This is a genomic window from Roseibium alexandrii DFL-11, assembly GCF_000158095.2.
Classification (GTDB): domain Bacteria; phylum Pseudomonadota; class Alphaproteobacteria; order Rhizobiales; family Stappiaceae; genus Roseibium; species Roseibium alexandrii.
The window spans coordinates 2,455,520-2,472,096 of record NZ_CM011002.1; the positions used below are offsets into that span (position 1 = coordinate 2,455,520).

Sequence of the window (16,577 nt, forward strand, 5' to 3'; positions counted from 1 at the left end):
GTAAAATGAATTAACCCGAAATCCGTTGGATCTGGGCACCGCAGCGGGTGAGCTTGTCTTCCAGGCGCTCAAAGCCCCGGTCGAGGTGATAGACCCGGCTGACGGTGGTCTCGCCTTCCGCTGCCAGTCCGGCAATCACAAGCGATACGGACGCGCGAAGGTCCGTTGCCATCACCGGCGCGCCGCGCAGAGTGGACACGCCCTCGACCGTGGCCGTGCGGCCATCAATCGCGATCTGTGCGCCAAGACGGGCCAGCTCCTGAACGTGCATGAAGCGGTTTTCGAAAATGGTTTCGGTGATCCGGCTCTTGCCGCCTGCCTTGGTCATCAGCGCCATGAACTGGGCCTGAAGATCGGTCGGGAAGCCCGGGAACGGCTCTGTCGTGACATCGGCGGGCTGAATACCATTGCCGTTGCGATAGATCCTGAGGCCTTCGTCCGTCGCAGTGATTTCCGCCCCTGTTTGGCGCAGCGTGTCCAGCGCACTTTCCAGAAGCTCGGTGCGCGCACCTTGCAAAAACACATCGCCGCCCGTCATGGCAACCGCCATGGCGTAGGTGCCGGTCTCGATCCGGTCCGGAACGACGGCATGGTGCGCGCCATGAAGACGCGGCACGCCTTGAATGCGGATGGTTGACGTGCCCTCGCCTTCGATCTTGGCGCCCATGGCCTTCAGGCAGCGGGCAAGATCGACCACTTCCGGCTCACGCGCTGCATTGACGATTTCTGTCTCGCCCTTGGCCAAGGTCGCCGCCATCATGATGGTGTGAGTGGCACCGACGGAAACACGTGGAAATTCGACCCGGCCGCCGGTCAAACCGCCCGGCGCCTTCACAACGACATATCCGCCCTCGATCTCAATATCCGCACCGAGAGCCTCAAGGCCCTGGATAAAGAAGTCCACCGGCCGTGTGCCGATCGCACAGCCACCGGGCAACGAAACGCGGGCTTCGTGCATCCGGGCAACCAACGGGCCGACAACCCAGAAGCTGGCGCGCATTTTGGACACAAGCTCATAGGGCGCCGTCGTGTCCACGATCTCACGGGCTGTCAGGTTAAGTGTCTGGCCAGCCAGATCGTCCTGACCGCTGCGCTTGCCATTGACCGAATAATCAACGCCGTGATTGGAGAGGATCTGCATCAGCTGGGCGACGTCGCGCAAGCGCGGCACATTCGACAGCGTCAGGGTTTCGTCGGTCAACAGGGACGCGATCATCAAAGGCAGTGCAGCGTTCTTTGCGCCGGAAATCGGAATGATGCCGTTCAGCTCCGCGCCGCCGGTGACTTTAATGCTGTCCATGTCTTTCCCCGAACCCAAGCCGCAAATCCGCGGCGTTCCCAAGAATTCTTATCTAAGAGGTGCGATCTACACGCAACTTATGGCCCTTGCAAGGCAGGTCATTGGCGCAGTCTTGCCGATGGCGCAAGCTGTTGCCACGTAACGGCAGGTCTAATCTGCCTTGGATTTGCGCGCAGCGGATTTCCGCCGCCGCAGATTTGCGCGCAGCGCTTCGGCAAGCCGGTCCTCGCGGCTTTGAGGTGCGCTCTTTGCACCGATTGTTTTCGCGGTTGAGGCTTTCACAGATCCTGCATCCGCAACATCCTGGCTTGGCTTGTCTTTTTCACTCATGGCTTGGCTTGTGTATTAAAGGAGGACCGCAACCTATCAAGGATCAGTACGCGGGGTCAAAAGCATAAAGGTCAGGTGACCATGAAGCGCTGTGTCCGCAGAGGGCCCTATCCAGCACCAGCACCGTGTCACAAATAGCCGTTCCCTCAAATATCCACAGGCTGGCAAACCGCGAAAATCAAATAGATCGGCGGTATCAAAGATGAAAACCAAACAGCCACCGGGGCGCCGTTTCGAGTGGACTGAAAAAAAACAAAAACGGCGCTTGCGTCCCCGGACCTGTTATGGCAAAAGCCCCCTCATTCCCGGCGGCATCGCTGCTCGGGACCAGCACTTACGTCCCAAAACACTTGTTTTGCCGACGCCGGGTCGACCGATTACCGGTCCCAACCAGATGCTGCCGTAGCTCAGGGGTAGAGCACTCCCTTGGTAAGGGAGAGGTCGAGAGTTCAAATCTCTCCGGCAGCACCATCCAACTCATTGAACTTCCAATAAAAGCTTGATTTTCAGCCGATTATGGACACTTTGTGCCGACACATTGACCGACACAAGCGCCCCTGATGGCTGGCAAGATCAGATACCTCCACGAAGACAAGAACGGATACTTCGCTCGCAAGCGCGTGCCGACAGACATCAGAAGTCGGATCGGCAAGGAGTTCTTCATGAAAGCGCTGGGCGACGGGAAACGAGAAGCCGAACGTAAACTGCCCAGCGCCATTGCCGAGTTTGAGAAAGAGATAGAGCGAGCCAGGGCGAACCTTCCAAGTGGATTCGCCTCGGAAAACGGGGACGCGGGCGATGACACGGCAGCGTGTCCGCTCTCTCCCAATCAGATGGCGGCCAAGCACTACGCTGATCAAGTGCAATTCGACCAGGATCTCAGAAACACCACGCATCTTTATGCGCGTCATGGCTTCATCGATGAATTTTACGTTGAAACCCTGCGAGAGATCCGCAGCGGCGCAGCAACAAACGATGAGATTCAAAATGCCATCGGTTGGATTTTCAGGAAATTCAAAAGCCTGGGACATCTCGACAGTGACCCCGGCTCAACCGAGTGGCGCTATACAGCAAGCAGACTTGCAGCTGCAGAGTATGAAGCCCTTAATCTCGCGGCTCTGCGCGATGATGACGGAGACGCCCCTGCACCACCTGAATGGATCACAAACGCTCTCAGTGAGCTTGAGAACACGTCTGAGGGCGGACAGAAACAAGAGGTAACATCTCTTCAAGCCCTGTTTGAAAAATGCAGGACGCGAAAGACTGGCCAGGAAGGCCTTAGCGACTCGACTTCAAAGTCCTACGCTAGCGGAATACGAAGCATGATTGAGTTCATGGGTGCTGACGATGCGACGCTCATTACCAACCGCAAGATTAATGATTGGCTGGAGCACCTCCAGTTCGAAAAGGGCCTAGACCCGCAAACCCTAAATTCCAGGTACCTTCCCGCCGTAAGATCCACGCTGAAATGGGCCGTCAACCAGGGCTATATCGATCACATTGATATCACTGCCTCTGTCCAGGTGCCTCGCAAACCCAAAAACCGGCAAAAGGGCTATACTCAAGAAGAGGCAACTGAGCTACTCCAGCGTGCATTAAACTATGAGCGCCAGGCTGACAGCCGCGAGTACCCGGAGACAGCAGCATCTAAACGTTGGTGCCCTTGGCTTGCTTATTTCTCTGGCGCGCGAATTGGTGAGATCGCACAGCTCCGCAAGGAAGACGTTCGAATTTCGCCAGAGGGAATAAGATACATCCACATCACCCCTGAAGCTGGAACAACAAAGACAGGTCACTATAGAGACGTGCCTCTGCACAAGCAGCTCATAGATATAGGCTTCCTGGAATTCGTTGAAAAATCTAGCGAAGGGCCGCTTTTCTTCCGCGATGAAAACGGAACCCGGGATCCTGTCAAGGCGGCAGACCAAGTAGCTGGTCAGATTTCAGAGTGGCTCCGCGAACATGGGTTGGTACCAAACGGAGTATCCCCAAATCACGGTTTCCGTCATGGTTTCAAGACACTCGCCCGGCGCTATGACATCGCTACCGATTATATGCACGCTATTCAGGGCCATGCGACAAGAACGGCAGGAGAAGCCTATGGCGATACAGACCTGATCGCTATGCAGCGTGAACTCGGGAAGATCCCCAATATTTCCATCGCTTAGTGTTGCTCATCAACGCATTGCCAAGTTGACGCGGTTGCCAGTTGCAACAAGAAGAATTAATAATCCAGAGATTGAATTAGAGTATTTCCAGCGCTTTAAGGATTTCGGGTAGGCATGGGCATGATCAGTCGCGGTTCTGAATGGCACCGATGGGAGCCACATATTCATGCTCCTGGGACTGTCCTCAACAATCAATTCGGTAAAGCCGACCCTTGGAGTGCCTACATCACGACGTTGGAAGGTTTGACGCCGACAATCGAGGCTATCGCCGTCACTGACTATTACGTTACTGACACTTACGAGGAATTCCTTGAACATAAGGCCGCTGGCCGTTTGCCTAACGTGGCGCTGCTCTTCCCTAACATCGAGCTGCGCCTGGATGTCGCAGCAAAGTCAGGCTTTGTGAACATCCATCTCCTGGTTAGCCCGGAAGACCCTGATCACTTGAACGAGGCGAGGCGTATCCTCAAGCGCTTACAATTTCATGCGTTCAACGACCGGTTCGATTGCACGCGCGAGGAACTGATCAAGCTTGGTAAGCGCGCGGATTCCACTATAACCGATGACAATGCGGCTCTTCGCCATGGCGCGACTCAATTCAAGGTCAATTTCAATCAATTGAGGAAGGTCATCAGCGAAAGCGAATGGGCGACAAACAACATACTAATCGCCGTCGCTGGCGGTTCCGGCGATGGCACGTCGGGAATTCGACAGGCTGCCGACCTGACAGTCCGCCAAGAGATCGAAAAGTTTGCTCACATCATCTTTTCAAGTAGCCCAGCGCAGCGCGAGTTCTGGATTGGTCAGCGTAGCATGTCGACTGAAGACCTGCGCGCTCGATATGACGGGTGCAAACCCTGCCTCCACGGTAGCGACTCTCACGATCAGAAATCCGTGGGCCAGCCCGTTGACAATCGCTTCTCGTGGATAAAAGGCGCGCTAGAGTTCGATGCCCTTCGTCAAGCCTGTATTGATCCAGAAAGCCGCGCTTATGTCGGAGAGCACCCGCCCCGCTCGGCCATACCGTCTCAGGTCATCTCGCATGTCAAAATCGAAGATGCTGATTGGGCCGCCACGCCCGACATCCCTCTGAACCCCGGTCTTGTCGCCATAGTTGGAGCACGAGGATCCGGGAAAACGGCCCTTGCCGACGTCATAGCAGCGGGTTGCGATGCGATCACACCTGCAGGCTGGGATGCTGACGAAAACATCAGTCCGTCCTTCCTGGCGCGAGCGCGTCAATTAATCGGGCGCGCAACGACGACACTTACTTGGGGCGGAGCTGAGACGGTCACGCGCTCGCTTGATGGCAGCGACGCCAACGGTCACATGTCTTACGAACGCGCTCGTTATCTTTCCCAACAATTCGTAGAGGAACTTTGCTCGGCCAAGGGCGTCTCCGATGGCCTGGTAGACGAAATCGAGCGAGTGATTTTTGAATCTCATTCGAAAGATGAAGGTGAATGGGCGCTCAATTTCGAGGAGTTGCGTGATCAGAAAACGTCGCGGTTTCAACAGGCGCGCGAGCGTGAAGCTGCGGCGATCTCTGACATCTCGGATCGCATCGCCACTGAGTTTGAGAAAGAGAGCCTCATCGCCACGCTTACTGCCCAAGTACAACAGAGAAAAAAGGTGATCGTGGACTACACAGCCGATCGCGCAAAGCTAGTGGTCAAAGGCACCGAAGCTCAAGTCGCCCGTCACACTCAGCTCTCTGAGACAGCGCAAGTGCTTCGCAACCAAATTCAGAATTTCGGGAACCAGCGCCGTACATTCGTCGCCCTCCAGGACGAAGTTAAGAGCATGCGGGCGACAGGAGCCCCAGAGATGCTCCGTCAGGCTCAAGCGAGATACGCCAACAGCGGAATGAAAGCCGAGCAGTGGGACGAGTTCCTATTGATCTATAAAGGCGACGTCGACAATAGCCTGAGGGCCTATATCACATGGGTGGACGGCGAAATTGCGAAGGTTAACGGCACGCCGCCGCCTATCGGTGATCCGAACGTCCCACTAATCGCAGACACGGTCGATGTCTCAACTCTACCGCTCGCCCCGATCTCCGCTGAGATGACGCGCCTGGAGGCAATGTTCAGCGCTGACAAACTCGTGCGCGATCAGTATGCAGCTCTGACTAAACGCATCGCGCAAGAAAATTCCGCGCTTCAAACCCTCGAAACCAGACTTACCGACTCAATCGGTGCTGCCGCTCGCCGTAAGGATCTCCAGACCGAGCGCGATGACACCTACGGCCGGGTTTTCGAGGCAATCATCAATGAGCAGGATGCGCTTGCCGATCTCTACGCACCGCTGATGGCGCGAATTGCCACATCGCCGGGCACACTGAAGAAGCTCAGCTTCTCGGTTCGTAGGATAGCCGACGTACAGGGATGGGGCACCTTCGCAGAGGAAGAACTTCTCGACCGCCGCAAAGCCGGACCTTTTTACGGTCGCGGCTCGCTGATCGCGGCAGCGACGGAGGCACTAATGCCCGCCTGGGAGACCGGATCGGCAACAGACGTCCAGTCAGCCATGACGGCGTTCATGGCCAAGTATCTGCGAGACCTACTATCGCACGCACCATTTGCACCGGCACAGCAGGCCGAATACCGGGAGTGGTCAAAGCGGTTTGCCCACTGGCTTTTCAGCACAGATCACATCACCGTCCGATACGAAATCGCCTATGACGGCGTGGATATCCGGAAGCTTTCTCCTGGAACGCGTGGCATCGTCTTGCTCTTGCTATATCTTGCGCTCGATGATGCTGATGACAGACCGCTCATCATCGACCAACCTGAGGAAAACCTTGATCCGAAGTCGGTCTTCGACGAGCTGGTAGCGCTCTTTATCGCAGCGAAGGCAAAGCGTCAGGTGATTATGGTCACCCATAACGCCAACCTTGTCATCAACACAGATGCTGATCAAATCATCGTTGCCGAAGCTGGGCCCCATCCGTCCGGAGGCCTTCCGCCCATAAGCTACGTTGCGGGCGGGCTGGAGAATGCTGCAATTCGTAAGGCTGTCTGTAAAATCCTTGAAGGTGGTGAAGATGCCTTCCGCGAGCGTGCACGTCGCCTTCGCGTGCGACTTGAACGGTAAGACAAAGTTCTCGCTGGCAGCTGCGATCTTGAGACAAGCCATCTTTGAAAGATCATCTCGACATTGAATTTGCCAAATTTAGCTGTTACATATCAAGCAACGAACCTTGCTAGAAATGTAACAACCGATGCAGAACACAAAATACGTATCTTATCTGCGCGTCTCCACGCAAAAACAGGGGATGTCAGGTCTAGGCCTAGAGGCGCAAAGAGCTGCCGTGAACGCCTTCCTTCAAGGTAAGCAAGCGCGCGTTATTGAAGAGTTCGTTGAGGTAGAAAGCGGCAGCAATTCGGAACGCGATGAGCTCGACGCAGCACTGAAGGCCTGCCGTCTTCACAAAGCCGTTTTGGTGATCGCAAAACTCGACCGACTTTCGAGGGACGCAGCATTTCTGCTTAATCTTCAAAAGGCCAACGTCAAATTTGTCGCCGCCGATATGCCTGAAGCCAATGAGATGATTGTCGGGATTATGGCTGTCGTCGCACAGGCTGAGCGCAAAATGATCTCAGACAGGACAAAAGCGGCACTTGCAGCTGCAAAGGAGAGAGGCGTCAAGCTGGGGGGCTTTCGCGGACACAAGGCCGATAACGCCGCCCGTGAAAAGGCACGGTCAGTCAAACGGGCAAAAGCGAAGGCATTTGCGATCGATGTGCACCCGGCCATCATTGAAGCAGAACAAGCGGGCTATCGATCGCTCCGCCAGATTGCCGAAGCATTGAACGCCAAAGAAATCCCGACCCCGCGCGGTGGAAAATGGAGCAGCGTTCAGGTCAAGCGCGTCAAAGATGCGCTGAACAACATAGTTGCCGACAAAACATGATACATGTACCGCTGGCCTTTGCGGCATTGTTTGCATCGCTTCAAGTATTTTGAAACCCGATAATTTGGCTCAAGAAGCGGCTTTTTTGCTCAGGTCGTCAATTTTCATAAGTTGTATTTTCGACTACTTTTTTCCTGCAATTATACAGAATTACGAAGTCTTAGGTTCTGGCAATTTTCTTGACCCGGATGCTTTATGTAAGGACGAACTATTTTTATTCAATGCTTCATTAATAACTTTTTTCAATGTAAAATATTACAAACAACAAATTGGATCAAAAATGAAGAAGTATACAAGCCTGTCAATCAGAAAAGAGACACGAGATTTGCTTCGCACAATTGCGAAGTCTCAACGTCGCTCTATCGCCGAGACGGTGAGCATCCTTGTCGAAAAAGAAATGATCAAGCAAAAAGGGTAAAAAACTTTGTTCACGAACTTCAATATCGTCGGCATGACCCCTGCTGATATCACAGAGCTCAACCGGCACTTCGTCAAAGAAGAAACAATCTGCGTAGGGGCCGCTGAGCTCACATTTGGATCGAACGAAGGACGCCCGATGGTCATCCTGATGTCACAAGGCGAGCACGCGGTTCTTCAGGTCGACGAACCATGCGACCTCAGCACCTTCGCAGAAACTTACGGCAATCCATGGGAAGATGAGTAATCGCCTAGCCCAAAGTCGCTATAGCAAACCTGGAGGGGAAGAAATCCCCTCCAGACCTCATTTGGTCTCGATCCAGCCCCGCAAACTCATGCCGAGATAATGCAGCCTGCCAGCCAACACAAACAACAGAGCGACAAGAAAGTAAATTCCAAGAGGCGGAAGTCTTACTTCACCGAAGCGCATTTTTTCGCAGATCTCTGCCACCTTTCTAAGCATGGTCAAGGCCCTGCTGAGCTGCTGTCTTTAGTAGGTGTGGGTTTAGACAAAGCATCTCCGGTCAATTTCAAAAGAGGAAGAACCAGGCGATTTCCACTTCCTCCCCTCTCAACATATTACGTGACGCCAAATAAGGAGAAGAAGAAGCCACCACTATGGCGTGACACCAGCCAACTCACCAAAGCGTTCTTCTCTCATCTGGCGATTATGGAAACCGGACAAGCAGTAGGCGTAACCGTTAACCTGAGCTCGGAGATTGAGCGCCTTGCCAGGGCGAACAAAAAAGGCGCTCTGGACTATATTAGGCGACGGATCGACCGGTATTTTAAAGCCATTGATGGACTATGCGAGAACTGGTGGTTCTGCATCGAAGAAACAGATTGTGGCAGGCTTCATCTGCATGGCGAATTATCCGCCTCGGAAGACGAAAATGATCGGCGCCGTATTCGGAGGGCTCTTCGTCGTGCAGCCGGGGAGTGGAGCACCAATCGGCAGCGTCAAGTTCATTTCACCGAGATCAATAATTACGGCTGGCACACCTATGTGACCAAGCGGCTTAATTTGACCGAGAAACGCGCCAGAAAATCGAATTTACGCGAACACGGCAAGCTCTACATGCGCGCTTCTTTCGAGGGTCCGGGTTTCACGATGGCCCGCATGACAAGGAAGAGGACGGTCGAGCTGTTCGAAATGGCGCGCCAGGCCGTCATCGCTGAACGTCAGAAAATAGCCCGCAAAAAGAAGGAACCTTGTGATCAAGCAACCTCGGCAGACATCCAAAGTGGACCGAATGCCGAGGCAGCTTTCAAAGCTGCGGGTTCAACGCCTAAATGTTGCGAAGAGCTTCCAACTTGTGAAACTTCTGCCATCGCAATTGCGTGTTTCTACAGGCAGCGCTATTCGGCAAATTACCGACCAACTTGCCGTCCTTCACGATCACCTCGATGGCCTGGCGCCCCGTGTAACCGCCCATCTGATTCTTGGTGTTCGCCTTGACACAAAGCCAATGAAGCCCGCTTCGTTTGTTGAGCTGCATGTAAGAGATCTCAGCATCTCTGACCGAATAAGGGTCATAAAGAAAATCTCGGGCAGCATCGACGATTGCAGATTTGACAGATGCCGGAGCCGGTTTCGCCTCATCAAATGACGCGGTCAGTTCCGCAGACGTCTGGCAACCAGCGACAAACACAGTCGCGGCAAAAATCGCAATAAATCTCAATTCTATTCCTCCAAATATCGAAGAAATAATTGATATTTGTGCTTATTTTTCCAGTCAAGATGACTTGTCAATCAAAGAACAAACGGGTGTGCACCGTCAGCCATTCGAACACCCGGCTGACATGATCGGTTAGATCATTATTTCAACCAGTTCGTCACCAATCAGGTGTTCGATGACGAAGGGTAGGTCATCCGGCCTCATCATTGGGCGCTCCTGTTAGCAGGGGTATTTGTCCTTCAGAGCGAAGAAGACGGCTTCTGCTCCGGACAGGCCGCCAATGCGCGGTTGATCGTTCATCCAGATCAAGGCGCTCTTGATCAATTGTTTGATCGGTGTGCGCTCGGGAACGCATAAACGAAGCCCGGACTCGGTTTTAATCAGATTCCGACTATCGACGACTGCCGAAACGTATGACATGCATATCGCACGATTTTGACCCTCGTTCGGGTTAAGGCAGACTTCGAAAAGCTCGGCTCCGGAGTAAACAGCGGCCCCGTCTTCGGCAAAGGCTTTACCAGGCAATACCAAAGCGCCGGCAATCACCATGGCGCTCATCAAACTCTTAAACATCGATCCTCCGGTTCAGGTTGTTCCTGACTTCCTTATAGCGGCATCCACGAGGCGAATGGAAGCTGCGGGTATCCGATTGATGGGAGCTGACCTTGCGGAAGTAAGCTATATGAATCAATATCTTTAGATGATTTCGTGTCAGGCGAACGATAGCGCTCGCGACACCGCCCAGCCGCTCGCTATAAGGCTCGGGCTTCGCACTTCTCCCGTTTGCCACATCGGTCTATACAAGCCGTTTTAAGCGCGCCTGAGCGCGTCTGCGGGCCGCTATGCGGAACACCTAACCTCAGGCTTAAACACCGTCCAGCGACCCTTAAAATTGACTTTTGAAGCACTTCCCTAAGACCAGTTAATCCACAACACATTTACCGACACAATTCACCTACACACGCACTCCGCGACACGTAGTGAAACGTCTATTTTCTGCGGATTATGGGCCCTCCCCGGAGTTTTCAAATCTCTCCGGCAGCACCATTTTCTAGCGATCAGAATACCAACGCGCATCGTGATCGGAGCTGCTCCAGGAACGACCAACTGCGCACGCTTGCCTCTGCGAAAAAGTCTCCGCGCAGTTCCAGAAACAGCTTTATCTGGACCTCATGGGCTTCATGCCGTCAATGATGTAGGATCCTGGCAGGGGCGGCGTTAATCAACGCTCTCAAATAGATGATCATTCGGGAGTGCCGCGAGATGAGTTTGTTGGAACCTAAAGTTTCCGCCCTCTCCGCGACAGATCTTTCCGGGCTTTGGGCCTTCGGCCTGATCAGCGCCCGTACGGGCGAGCCGCTAATCTTCGAAGGTGGCGAACACCAACTTGATACCAGCCTCACCTCTTACGGATATAATCAGGTCACCGACAGCAGCGGCAAGGTGAAGTCCGCTACCGCAGCCCCCTTCTCGGGTGGTGAACGACTTGTGCTGTCGGATAGCCCAATCGCAGATCCTAATACCGTTGAATACGCTCGCACCCTAGCGATCATGGCACCGATCCGTGACGCGATCCTCTATCAATACGATCAGACATCCCGTGCGGAATGGGAGTTCCTGACTGCCGTCTTGACGCTGAATGGTCTCAAGACCTTGGGCGCCACAACTTCCAGCACATCGCTGCTGGCCAGTGGCGAGGTGTTTGATTATGTCGCAACAGACCCCACCGACGGCAATCCGGTGCTGCAATATCTTGAAGAGGCTGAACTTGAACTGAAGTGCCTCGGCTTCACAGCGTTTAACTTCACCAATCCCGAAGGCACCAATCACTGCGAAGAGACGGGACTGGTTGAGGGGTCAGGGATCAGAACATCCGCTGTTCTGCATGCCGGTGTTGATGAGGTGTTTTACCTTCAGGAAAACGATGATGTGGCCGCCGCCATGCTGGACGGATCAGCGCACTACAACACCTTTGGCTGGCGGGAGGGCCGCGACCCCAATGGCTGGTTCGATACGGACTGGTATTTGGCACAAAACACGGATGTCGCCGCGGCGGACATCAACCCGCTCACGCACTACCTTGATCACGGGTGGCGCGAGGGAAGAAGCCCCTCTGAATACTTCGACGGGGATCGTTATTTGACTGCAAACACGGATGTGGCCAATGCCGGGATCGATCCTCTCAGTCATATGCTGATGTTCGGCCTCGCGGAAGGCCGGGACTGGGGATTGCTTTAATCGGCTGCTCCAACACTGGCACTTGAATGTGGCACTAGAACCATCAACGCCTCATACCGGACTTACCATCACCAGAAGAATGACAGCCTCCTCGGCTCGGCTGAGCGCAGAGCGCCGCCAGAGGAACGGCAGCGAAACCGCTGAGAACGGGTCGAATCCGGCCATCGACCATGCCCTTCGGCCATTCCGACTGCGTTGCTAGCAGCAACACCGCACCCAAACCGCCTAAATTTCACCTCAGAAGAGACGGACACTGCCTGGCATGAGCTTGACTGTGCTTGGAGAAGCAGGCGGTAGGCACCCATTGATCCCGCACCATCTGTTTTGAAGAAGTCGAATTCACTCATTGCCATATCAATGAACGTTCGAGGCTAGGATGACCTACGAAGTTGATGACGACCTATATCCGGCAACGACCGGCATCTACATCGAAGCGACCTGGTACGGGTACGGAACGTATACCGGGAGCGGTGTTCTCGTTGGACGCAACGACATCCTGACAGCAGCCCATGTCGTCTATGACCCCATTTGGGGTATTGCCGACGATATTGTGCTTTACCCGTCCTACGATCCCGACGACTTTTTCAACGACACTGTCGAATGGTCGACGGTTCACTACTTTCCGGATTTCGATCCAGACGCCGATGGACGCTTGTATTGGGGTGATTTCAACTCCGGGACGCTTGGGGAAACCGAGCTTGATATTGCCCTGTTCACTCTTAGTGAAGCGGCCGGAGACGTCTATGGCTGGATGGGAATGGACTACGGGTTCAACGGCGGGAATGTAGGTGTGCTGGGCTACCCGGGCATCTATGGCCGGCAGCCAATGTATGACACCGGCTCCGTCAGCAACGCGCCTTTCAACGACTATGCGTTTCTCTATAACGGAGACCTTGAGGTCAACAGCGGCAACTCGGGCGGCCCAATATTCTATGACTACGGTGATGGGCCCTATGTGGTCGGAATCGTCTCCACAGGCATCGCAGCTGTTGATATCGCCGGCCACGAGTATTGGTTGCGCGACTATATGCGCGACAACGATGTGGCCCTGTCCGGTGGCACGTTTGATCCCACGTCAAGTGGCGGCACCGTAACAATCGACTTGGTCGAAGATGGAGTTTACCGGTTCTACAACAGCTCGACAGGGACACATTTTTACACCTCGGCTTATGCTGAGGCGACCTCGATCAACACAAGCTCATCCCAATACAGCTATGAAGGCGTCGCTTATAAGAGTGTCGACAGCACCGGTTCCAATGCGGCCGAGTTCTACCGGTTTTACAACTCAGACACGGGCACGCATTTCTTCACAGCAAGCGCCGCGGAACGCGACTCTGTGATCTCAACTCTGCCTCAGTTCAACTATGAAGGCGTTGCCTATCACCTCCACAGTACAGCGGACGCCGACGACATTGCACTCTATCGTTTTTTCAACACGGAAAAGGGAACGCATTTCTATACAGCTGTTCAGGCGGAACGGGACAACGTGATCAACACGCTCTCGCAATACACCTACGAAGGAATTGTCGGATACGTTGACATTGCCTAGCGCTCAATGTGGCTTCAGACCACGAGACTAAGGCTGCCCTGTATGAAAGAGATACTGACCCTCACACCGGGCTTTCCATCACCAGAAGAATGACAGCCTCTTTGGAGAGGACCTCATAGCTGTGGGCGACGTCGCCGGGGAACCGGAAATAGTCGCCTGCTGACAGTGTTTCCAGCTCCTCTGCCGGGCCGACGCGAATCTCGCCTTTTGCTACAAACACATGCTCGATCGTGCCGGCTGGATGCGGCTCGGCTGAACGCAACGCACCGCCGGAAAGGCTGGTCCGATAAAGATCTCGGCGGCGGCCAGGCGGGCAATTTGCCAGCAGAACAGCGGTAAACCCGGCCGCTTCAGAGGCAACCGGCTCCCCCTCCCCGGCCCGGATGAGTGTTTTATCCGTCGTCCCCGTCTCAAACAGGAAGCTGAACGGGACATTGAGTGCGCTCGCGATTGCCCAGAGCGTTTCAACGCTTGGATTGCCCTGCCCCGCCTCCAGCTGGGACAGGGTCGACTTTGCGAGCCCGGCCGTCTTTGCAAGCGCCGACAGGCTCATGCCCGCTTTCAATCTTTCCCGTTGAATGGCTTTTGCAATCAGGGTGATCGGTGTCATGTCGCATGGTCTCTTGTGATGTGTTCGTTTTAACACTCATTTGTTCGATTTGACAAACAGCAGCCAATCGTTCATTTATTCAAACTACGTTCTTTATATCGAACAACAATCATCGAATAAGCACCTCTCAGGCGACACTCATGAGCATCACACGCAATGACGGCGGAACGCCCGACTTCGCAGGCGAACAAACCAGTACCTTCCGATCCGATGTTTCGGACGGTATCCGCGATGCCCTGCCCATCGTGTTTGCCGTTGCGCCATTTGCAGCCGTATTTGGCGCCATTGCGCTGGAGAACGGACTGTCCTTTGGCGAGCTCCTGCTGACATCGATGTCCATTTACGCCGGGGCTAGTCAGTTCGTGATGCTGGATTTGCTCGGCCAGGGCGTGCCGGCTTGGTCCATCGTTCTAACGGTCTTTGCGGTGAACTTCCGGCATGTGCTTTATTCGGCCGCCGTCGGCCGGCATTTGAGCAAGTTTACGACCTTGCAGAAGGCGCTGGCTTTTTTCGTTCTGGTTGATCCGCAATATGCGGCTGCCGAACGTCGCGCGGGGCGGGATGGCCTCCGGCCCGCCTATTACTTTTCGTTCGCAGCTGCCATCTACGTCGTCTGGATCACGTCCAACTGCCTCGGCGCTGCCTTCGGTTCGTTGATTGAAGATCCGGCCGCCTTCGGTCTCGATGTGATCCTTCCGGTCTATTTCGCAGGCCTCGTAGCCGGATTTCACACCCGCCGCGGGTTCGGAGTGATCCTTGTGATCAGTGCAGCCGCCTCAACCCTCGCCTTCCACACAATCGGCAGTCCCTGGCACATTACGATTGGCGGCCTTTGCGGCCTTGCTGCGGCCGCGCTACTGAGCCGTCCAAACGGAGAGGTGTCCCATGGATAACACCGTTCTGATCATCTGCCTGTGTGCCCTGGCCACCTACCTGACAAGAACAGGCGGGCATCTGATCCTGTCGCGGTTTGGCGCCCTGCATCACCGGGCGGAAGCTGCGCTTGATGCGGTTCCGGTAGCCGTCCTCACTGCGCTGGTTGCCCCCGCCGCAACGACGGAAGGCCCTGCAGAGGCCATCGCCATAATCCTGGCAGGCGTTCTGACCTTGCGTTTTTCCCTGATTATCAGCGTGTCTGCCGGGATTCTCAGTGTCGTGGCCCTTCGCAGCCTTGGGCTTTAAGGCACTGAAAACCGGCCGGAGGGCAGATCCCTCCGGCCGCTGACTGTCTATCCGGTTACCTTGCAGCCAATCAGATGTCGATGGACCGGGCGATCAGCTCCTTCATGATCTCGTTGCTGCCGCCATAAATCATCTGCACCCGGGAATCGGCATAGATGCGGGCAATCGGATACTCCATCATGTAGCCGTACCCGCCGTGCAGCTGCAGGCATTCATTGGCGATCTCGTTTTGAACCTGCGTGCCCCAATACTTCGCCATGGATGCCGTCGCCGCATCCAGCGTCCCTTCATCCATCCGGGCAATGCAGTCGTTCAAAAAACTGCGCAGCACTTCCGCCTTGGTCTTGCACTCGGCCAGCTTGAAACGCGTGTTCTGGAAGTCCATCACCCGCTGGCCAAAGGCCTTGCGGTCCTGAACATAACGCACCGTCTCATCGATCGCGAAGTCGATCACGCCGAGCGCCAGACATGCAATGATCAGCCGCTCCCAGGGCAGCTGTTTCATAAGCTGATAAAAACCCTGGCCTTCTTCACCGCCAAGCAGGTTTTCCGGTGGGACGCGCACATCTTCAAAAAACAGTTCGGATGTGTCGTTGGCCTTGCAGCCGAGTTTTTTGAGGTTCCGCCCCCGCGTGAAGCCGTCCGCGCCTTCGGTTTCAAGAACCAAAAGGGAGACACCCTTGGTGCCCATGGTCTTGTCGGTCTTGGCAACAACGATGATAAGATCCGCAGTCTGACCGTTGGTAATGAAAATCTTCGACCCGTTGAGCACGTACTCGTTGCCGACCAACTCGGCCGTTGTCTTTACGCTCTTGAGGTCCGAACCAGTGCCGGGTTCGGTCATGGCGATGGCGCCGACATATTCACCGGAGGCCAGCTTCGGCAGCCAGCGCTCTTTCTGGCTGTCCGTGCCATATGCTGCAACATAGTGATTGACGATCGACTGGATGGAAAAACCCCAGCTGCTCTCGCCCTTGCGGCCTTGGAGATAAGCTGTCACCGCGTCAAAGCTGATTGGGGCACCTGCACCGCCGAATTCTTCGGGAAGCGCCGCACCCAGAATTCCGGCCTCGCCGGTCTTGGTCCAAAACGCGCGGTCAACGACACCCTGGTCGTTCCACTTTTCAATATTCGGCACCATTTCATCATCCAGCAAACGCGACGCTGAATCGTAAAACATACGGTGCT

At 54.7% G+C, this 16,577-nt stretch carries 16 protein-coding genes and 1 tRNA gene; 12 read left to right on the forward strand and 5 right to left on the reverse strand.

Going from position 1 to position 16,577, the window contains the following annotated elements; translation table 11 throughout:
* Positions 1–10: 10 nt before the first annotated feature.
* A complete protein-coding gene (gene murA, locus SADFL11_RS11460; protein WP_008190961.1) occupies positions 11–1,300 on the reverse strand; it encodes a UDP-N-acetylglucosamine 1-carboxyvinyltransferase in 1,290 nt (429 codons plus the stop codon).
* Here murA and SADFL11_RS25285 point away from each other — a divergent pair.
* The gene (locus SADFL11_RS25285; protein ID WP_167578981.1) at positions 1,290–1,442 is read left to right on the forward strand and encodes a hypothetical protein; all 153 of its coding nucleotides are present in this window, start codon (positions 1,290–1,292) and stop codon (positions 1,440–1,442) included. The two genes, murA and SADFL11_RS25285, sit on opposite strands and share 11 nt — an antisense overlap.
* Positions 1,443–1,450: 8 nt before the next feature.
* Here SADFL11_RS25285 and SADFL11_RS11465 read toward each other — a convergent pair whose 3' ends face one another.
* Positions 1,451–1,630, reverse strand: coding sequence for a hypothetical protein (locus SADFL11_RS11465; RefSeq protein WP_008188929.1), 180 nt, complete (start codon positions 1,628–1,630; stop codon positions 1,451–1,453).
* Positions 1,631–2,026: 396 nt separating this feature from the next.
* On the opposite strand from SADFL11_RS11465, the gene SADFL11_RS11470 reads away from it, so the two are divergent.
* The 7 genes from SADFL11_RS11470 (at position 2,027) to SADFL11_RS25455 (ending at position 9,946) form a co-directional block, all read left to right on the forward strand.
* Positions 2,027–2,101: transfer RNA gene (locus SADFL11_RS11470), tRNA-Thr, on the forward strand.
* Between the two features lie 89 nt (positions 2,102–2,190).
* Complete coding sequence (locus SADFL11_RS11475) at positions 2,191–3,798, forward strand: DUF6538 domain-containing protein (protein WP_008190531.1); 1,608 nt, start codon at positions 2,191–2,193, stop codon at positions 3,796–3,798.
* Positions 3,799–3,918: 120 nt separating this feature from the next.
* Positions 3,919–6,894 (forward strand): TrlF family AAA-like ATPase, encoded by a 2,976-nt coding sequence (locus SADFL11_RS11480; protein WP_040453045.1) that lies wholly within the window; start codon positions 3,919–3,921, stop codon positions 6,892–6,894.
* Between the two features lie 127 nt (positions 6,895–7,021).
* Complete coding sequence (locus SADFL11_RS11485; protein WP_008188860.1) at positions 7,022–7,714, forward strand: recombinase family protein; 693 nt, start codon at positions 7,022–7,024, stop codon at positions 7,712–7,714.
* A gap of 424 nt (positions 7,715–8,138) precedes the next feature.
* Positions 8,139–8,378, forward strand: a complete 240-nt coding sequence (locus SADFL11_RS11490; RefSeq protein WP_134852997.1) for a hypothetical protein — start codon at positions 8,139–8,141, stop codon at positions 8,376–8,378.
* 99 nt (positions 8,379–8,477) lie between these two features.
* Positions 8,478–9,590, forward strand: coding sequence for a hypothetical protein (locus SADFL11_RS11495; protein ID WP_134852998.1), 1,113 nt, complete (start codon positions 8,478–8,480; stop codon positions 9,588–9,590).
* Between the two features lie 113 nt (positions 9,591–9,703).
* Positions 9,704–9,946, forward strand: coding sequence for a hypothetical protein (locus SADFL11_RS25455; protein ID WP_008196582.1), 243 nt, complete (start codon positions 9,704–9,706; stop codon positions 9,944–9,946).
* 83 nt (positions 9,947–10,029) lie between these two features.
* Here SADFL11_RS25455 and SADFL11_RS11505 read toward each other — a convergent pair whose 3' ends face one another.
* The gene (locus SADFL11_RS11505) at positions 10,030–10,383 is read right to left on the reverse strand and encodes a Rap1a/Tai family immunity protein (protein WP_134852999.1); all 354 of its coding nucleotides are present in this window, start codon (positions 10,381–10,383) and stop codon (positions 10,030–10,032) included.
* 690 nt (positions 10,384–11,073) lie between these two features.
* Between SADFL11_RS11505 and SADFL11_RS11510 the strand changes: the two genes are divergently transcribed.
* Positions 11,074–12,048, forward strand: coding sequence for a hypothetical protein (locus SADFL11_RS11510; protein WP_134853000.1), 975 nt, complete (start codon positions 11,074–11,076; stop codon positions 12,046–12,048).
* Positions 12,049–12,424: 376 nt separating this feature from the next.
* A complete protein-coding gene (locus SADFL11_RS11515; protein ID WP_008190856.1) occupies positions 12,425–13,597 on the forward strand; it encodes a trypsin-like peptidase domain-containing protein in 1,173 nt (390 codons plus the stop codon).
* A gap of 61 nt (positions 13,598–13,658) precedes the next feature.
* On the opposite strand, the gene SADFL11_RS11520 is transcribed toward SADFL11_RS11515, so the two are convergent.
* Positions 13,659–14,207: a helix-turn-helix domain-containing protein gene (locus SADFL11_RS11520; RefSeq protein WP_008193703.1), complete on the reverse strand. Its 549-nt coding sequence runs from the start codon at positions 14,205–14,207 to the stop codon at positions 13,659–13,661.
* Between the two features lie 140 nt (positions 14,208–14,347).
* Between SADFL11_RS11520 and SADFL11_RS11525 the strand changes: the two genes are divergently transcribed.
* Together SADFL11_RS11525 and SADFL11_RS11530 are read left to right on the forward strand one after the other, a co-directional pair.
* Complete coding sequence (locus tag SADFL11_RS11525) at positions 14,348–15,100, forward strand: AzlC family ABC transporter permease (RefSeq protein WP_008194918.1); 753 nt, start codon at positions 14,348–14,350, stop codon at positions 15,098–15,100.
* The gene (locus SADFL11_RS11530) at positions 15,093–15,389 is read left to right on the forward strand and encodes an AzlD family protein (protein ID WP_008190141.1); all 297 of its coding nucleotides are present in this window, start codon (positions 15,093–15,095) and stop codon (positions 15,387–15,389) included. The genes SADFL11_RS11525 and SADFL11_RS11530 overlap by 8 nt, the downstream gene beginning before the upstream one ends.
* 70 nt (positions 15,390–15,459) lie before the next feature.
* Here SADFL11_RS11530 and SADFL11_RS11535 read toward each other — a convergent pair whose 3' ends face one another.
* A complete protein-coding gene (locus tag SADFL11_RS11535; protein WP_050776202.1) occupies positions 15,460–16,569 on the reverse strand; it encodes an acyl-CoA dehydrogenase family protein in 1,110 nt (369 codons plus the stop codon).
* Positions 16,570–16,577 lie beyond the last annotated feature (8 nt).

What these genes read in the sequence shown, in the direction of transcription:
- SADFL11_RS11530 (WP_008190141.1), top strand. Translation starts at nt 15,093, where the DNA reads ATGGATAACACCGTTCTGATCATCTGCCTGTGTGCCCTGGCCACCTAC.
- murA (WP_008190961.1), bottom strand. Translation starts at nt 1,300, where the DNA reads ATGGACAGCATTAAAGTCACCGGCGGCGCGGAGCTGAACGGCATCATT.
- SADFL11_RS11480 (WP_040453045.1), top strand. Translation starts at nt 3,919, where the DNA reads ATGATCAGTCGCGGTTCTGAATGGCACCGATGGGAGCCACATATTCAT.
- SADFL11_RS11515 (WP_008190856.1), top strand. Translation starts at nt 12,425, where the DNA reads ATGACCTACGAAGTTGATGACGACCTATATCCGGCAACGACCGGCATC.
- SADFL11_RS11535 (WP_050776202.1), bottom strand. Translation starts at nt 16,569, where the DNA reads ATGTTTTACGATTCAGCGTCGCGTTTGCTGGATGATGAAATGGTGCCG.
- SADFL11_RS11525 (WP_008194918.1), top strand. Translation starts at nt 14,348, where the DNA reads ATGAGCATCACACGCAATGACGGCGGAACGCCCGACTTCGCAGGCGAA.
- SADFL11_RS11505 (WP_134852999.1), bottom strand. Translation starts at nt 10,383, where the DNA reads ATGTTTAAGAGTTTGATGAGCGCCATGGTGATTGCCGGCGCTTTGGTA.
- SADFL11_RS11520 (WP_008193703.1), bottom strand. Translation starts at nt 14,207, where the DNA reads ATGACACCGATCACCCTGATTGCAAAAGCCATTCAACGGGAAAGATTG.
- SADFL11_RS11510 (WP_134853000.1), top strand. Translation starts at nt 11,074, where the DNA reads ATGAGTTTGTTGGAACCTAAAGTTTCCGCCCTCTCCGCGACAGATCTT.
- SADFL11_RS11465 (WP_008188929.1), bottom strand. Translation starts at nt 1,630, where the DNA reads ATGAGTGAAAAAGACAAGCCAAGCCAGGATGTTGCGGATGCAGGATCT.
- SADFL11_RS25285 (WP_167578981.1), top strand. Translation starts at nt 1,290, where the DNA reads ATGCTGTCCATGTCTTTCCCCGAACCCAAGCCGCAAATCCGCGGCGTT.
- SADFL11_RS11475 (WP_008190531.1), top strand. Translation starts at nt 2,191, where the DNA reads ATGGCTGGCAAGATCAGATACCTCCACGAAGACAAGAACGGATACTTC.
- SADFL11_RS11495 (WP_134852998.1), top strand. Translation starts at nt 8,478, where the DNA reads ATGCAGCCTGCCAGCCAACACAAACAACAGAGCGACAAGAAAGTAAAT.
- SADFL11_RS11485 (WP_008188860.1), top strand. Translation starts at nt 7,022, where the DNA reads ATGCAGAACACAAAATACGTATCTTATCTGCGCGTCTCCACGCAAAAA.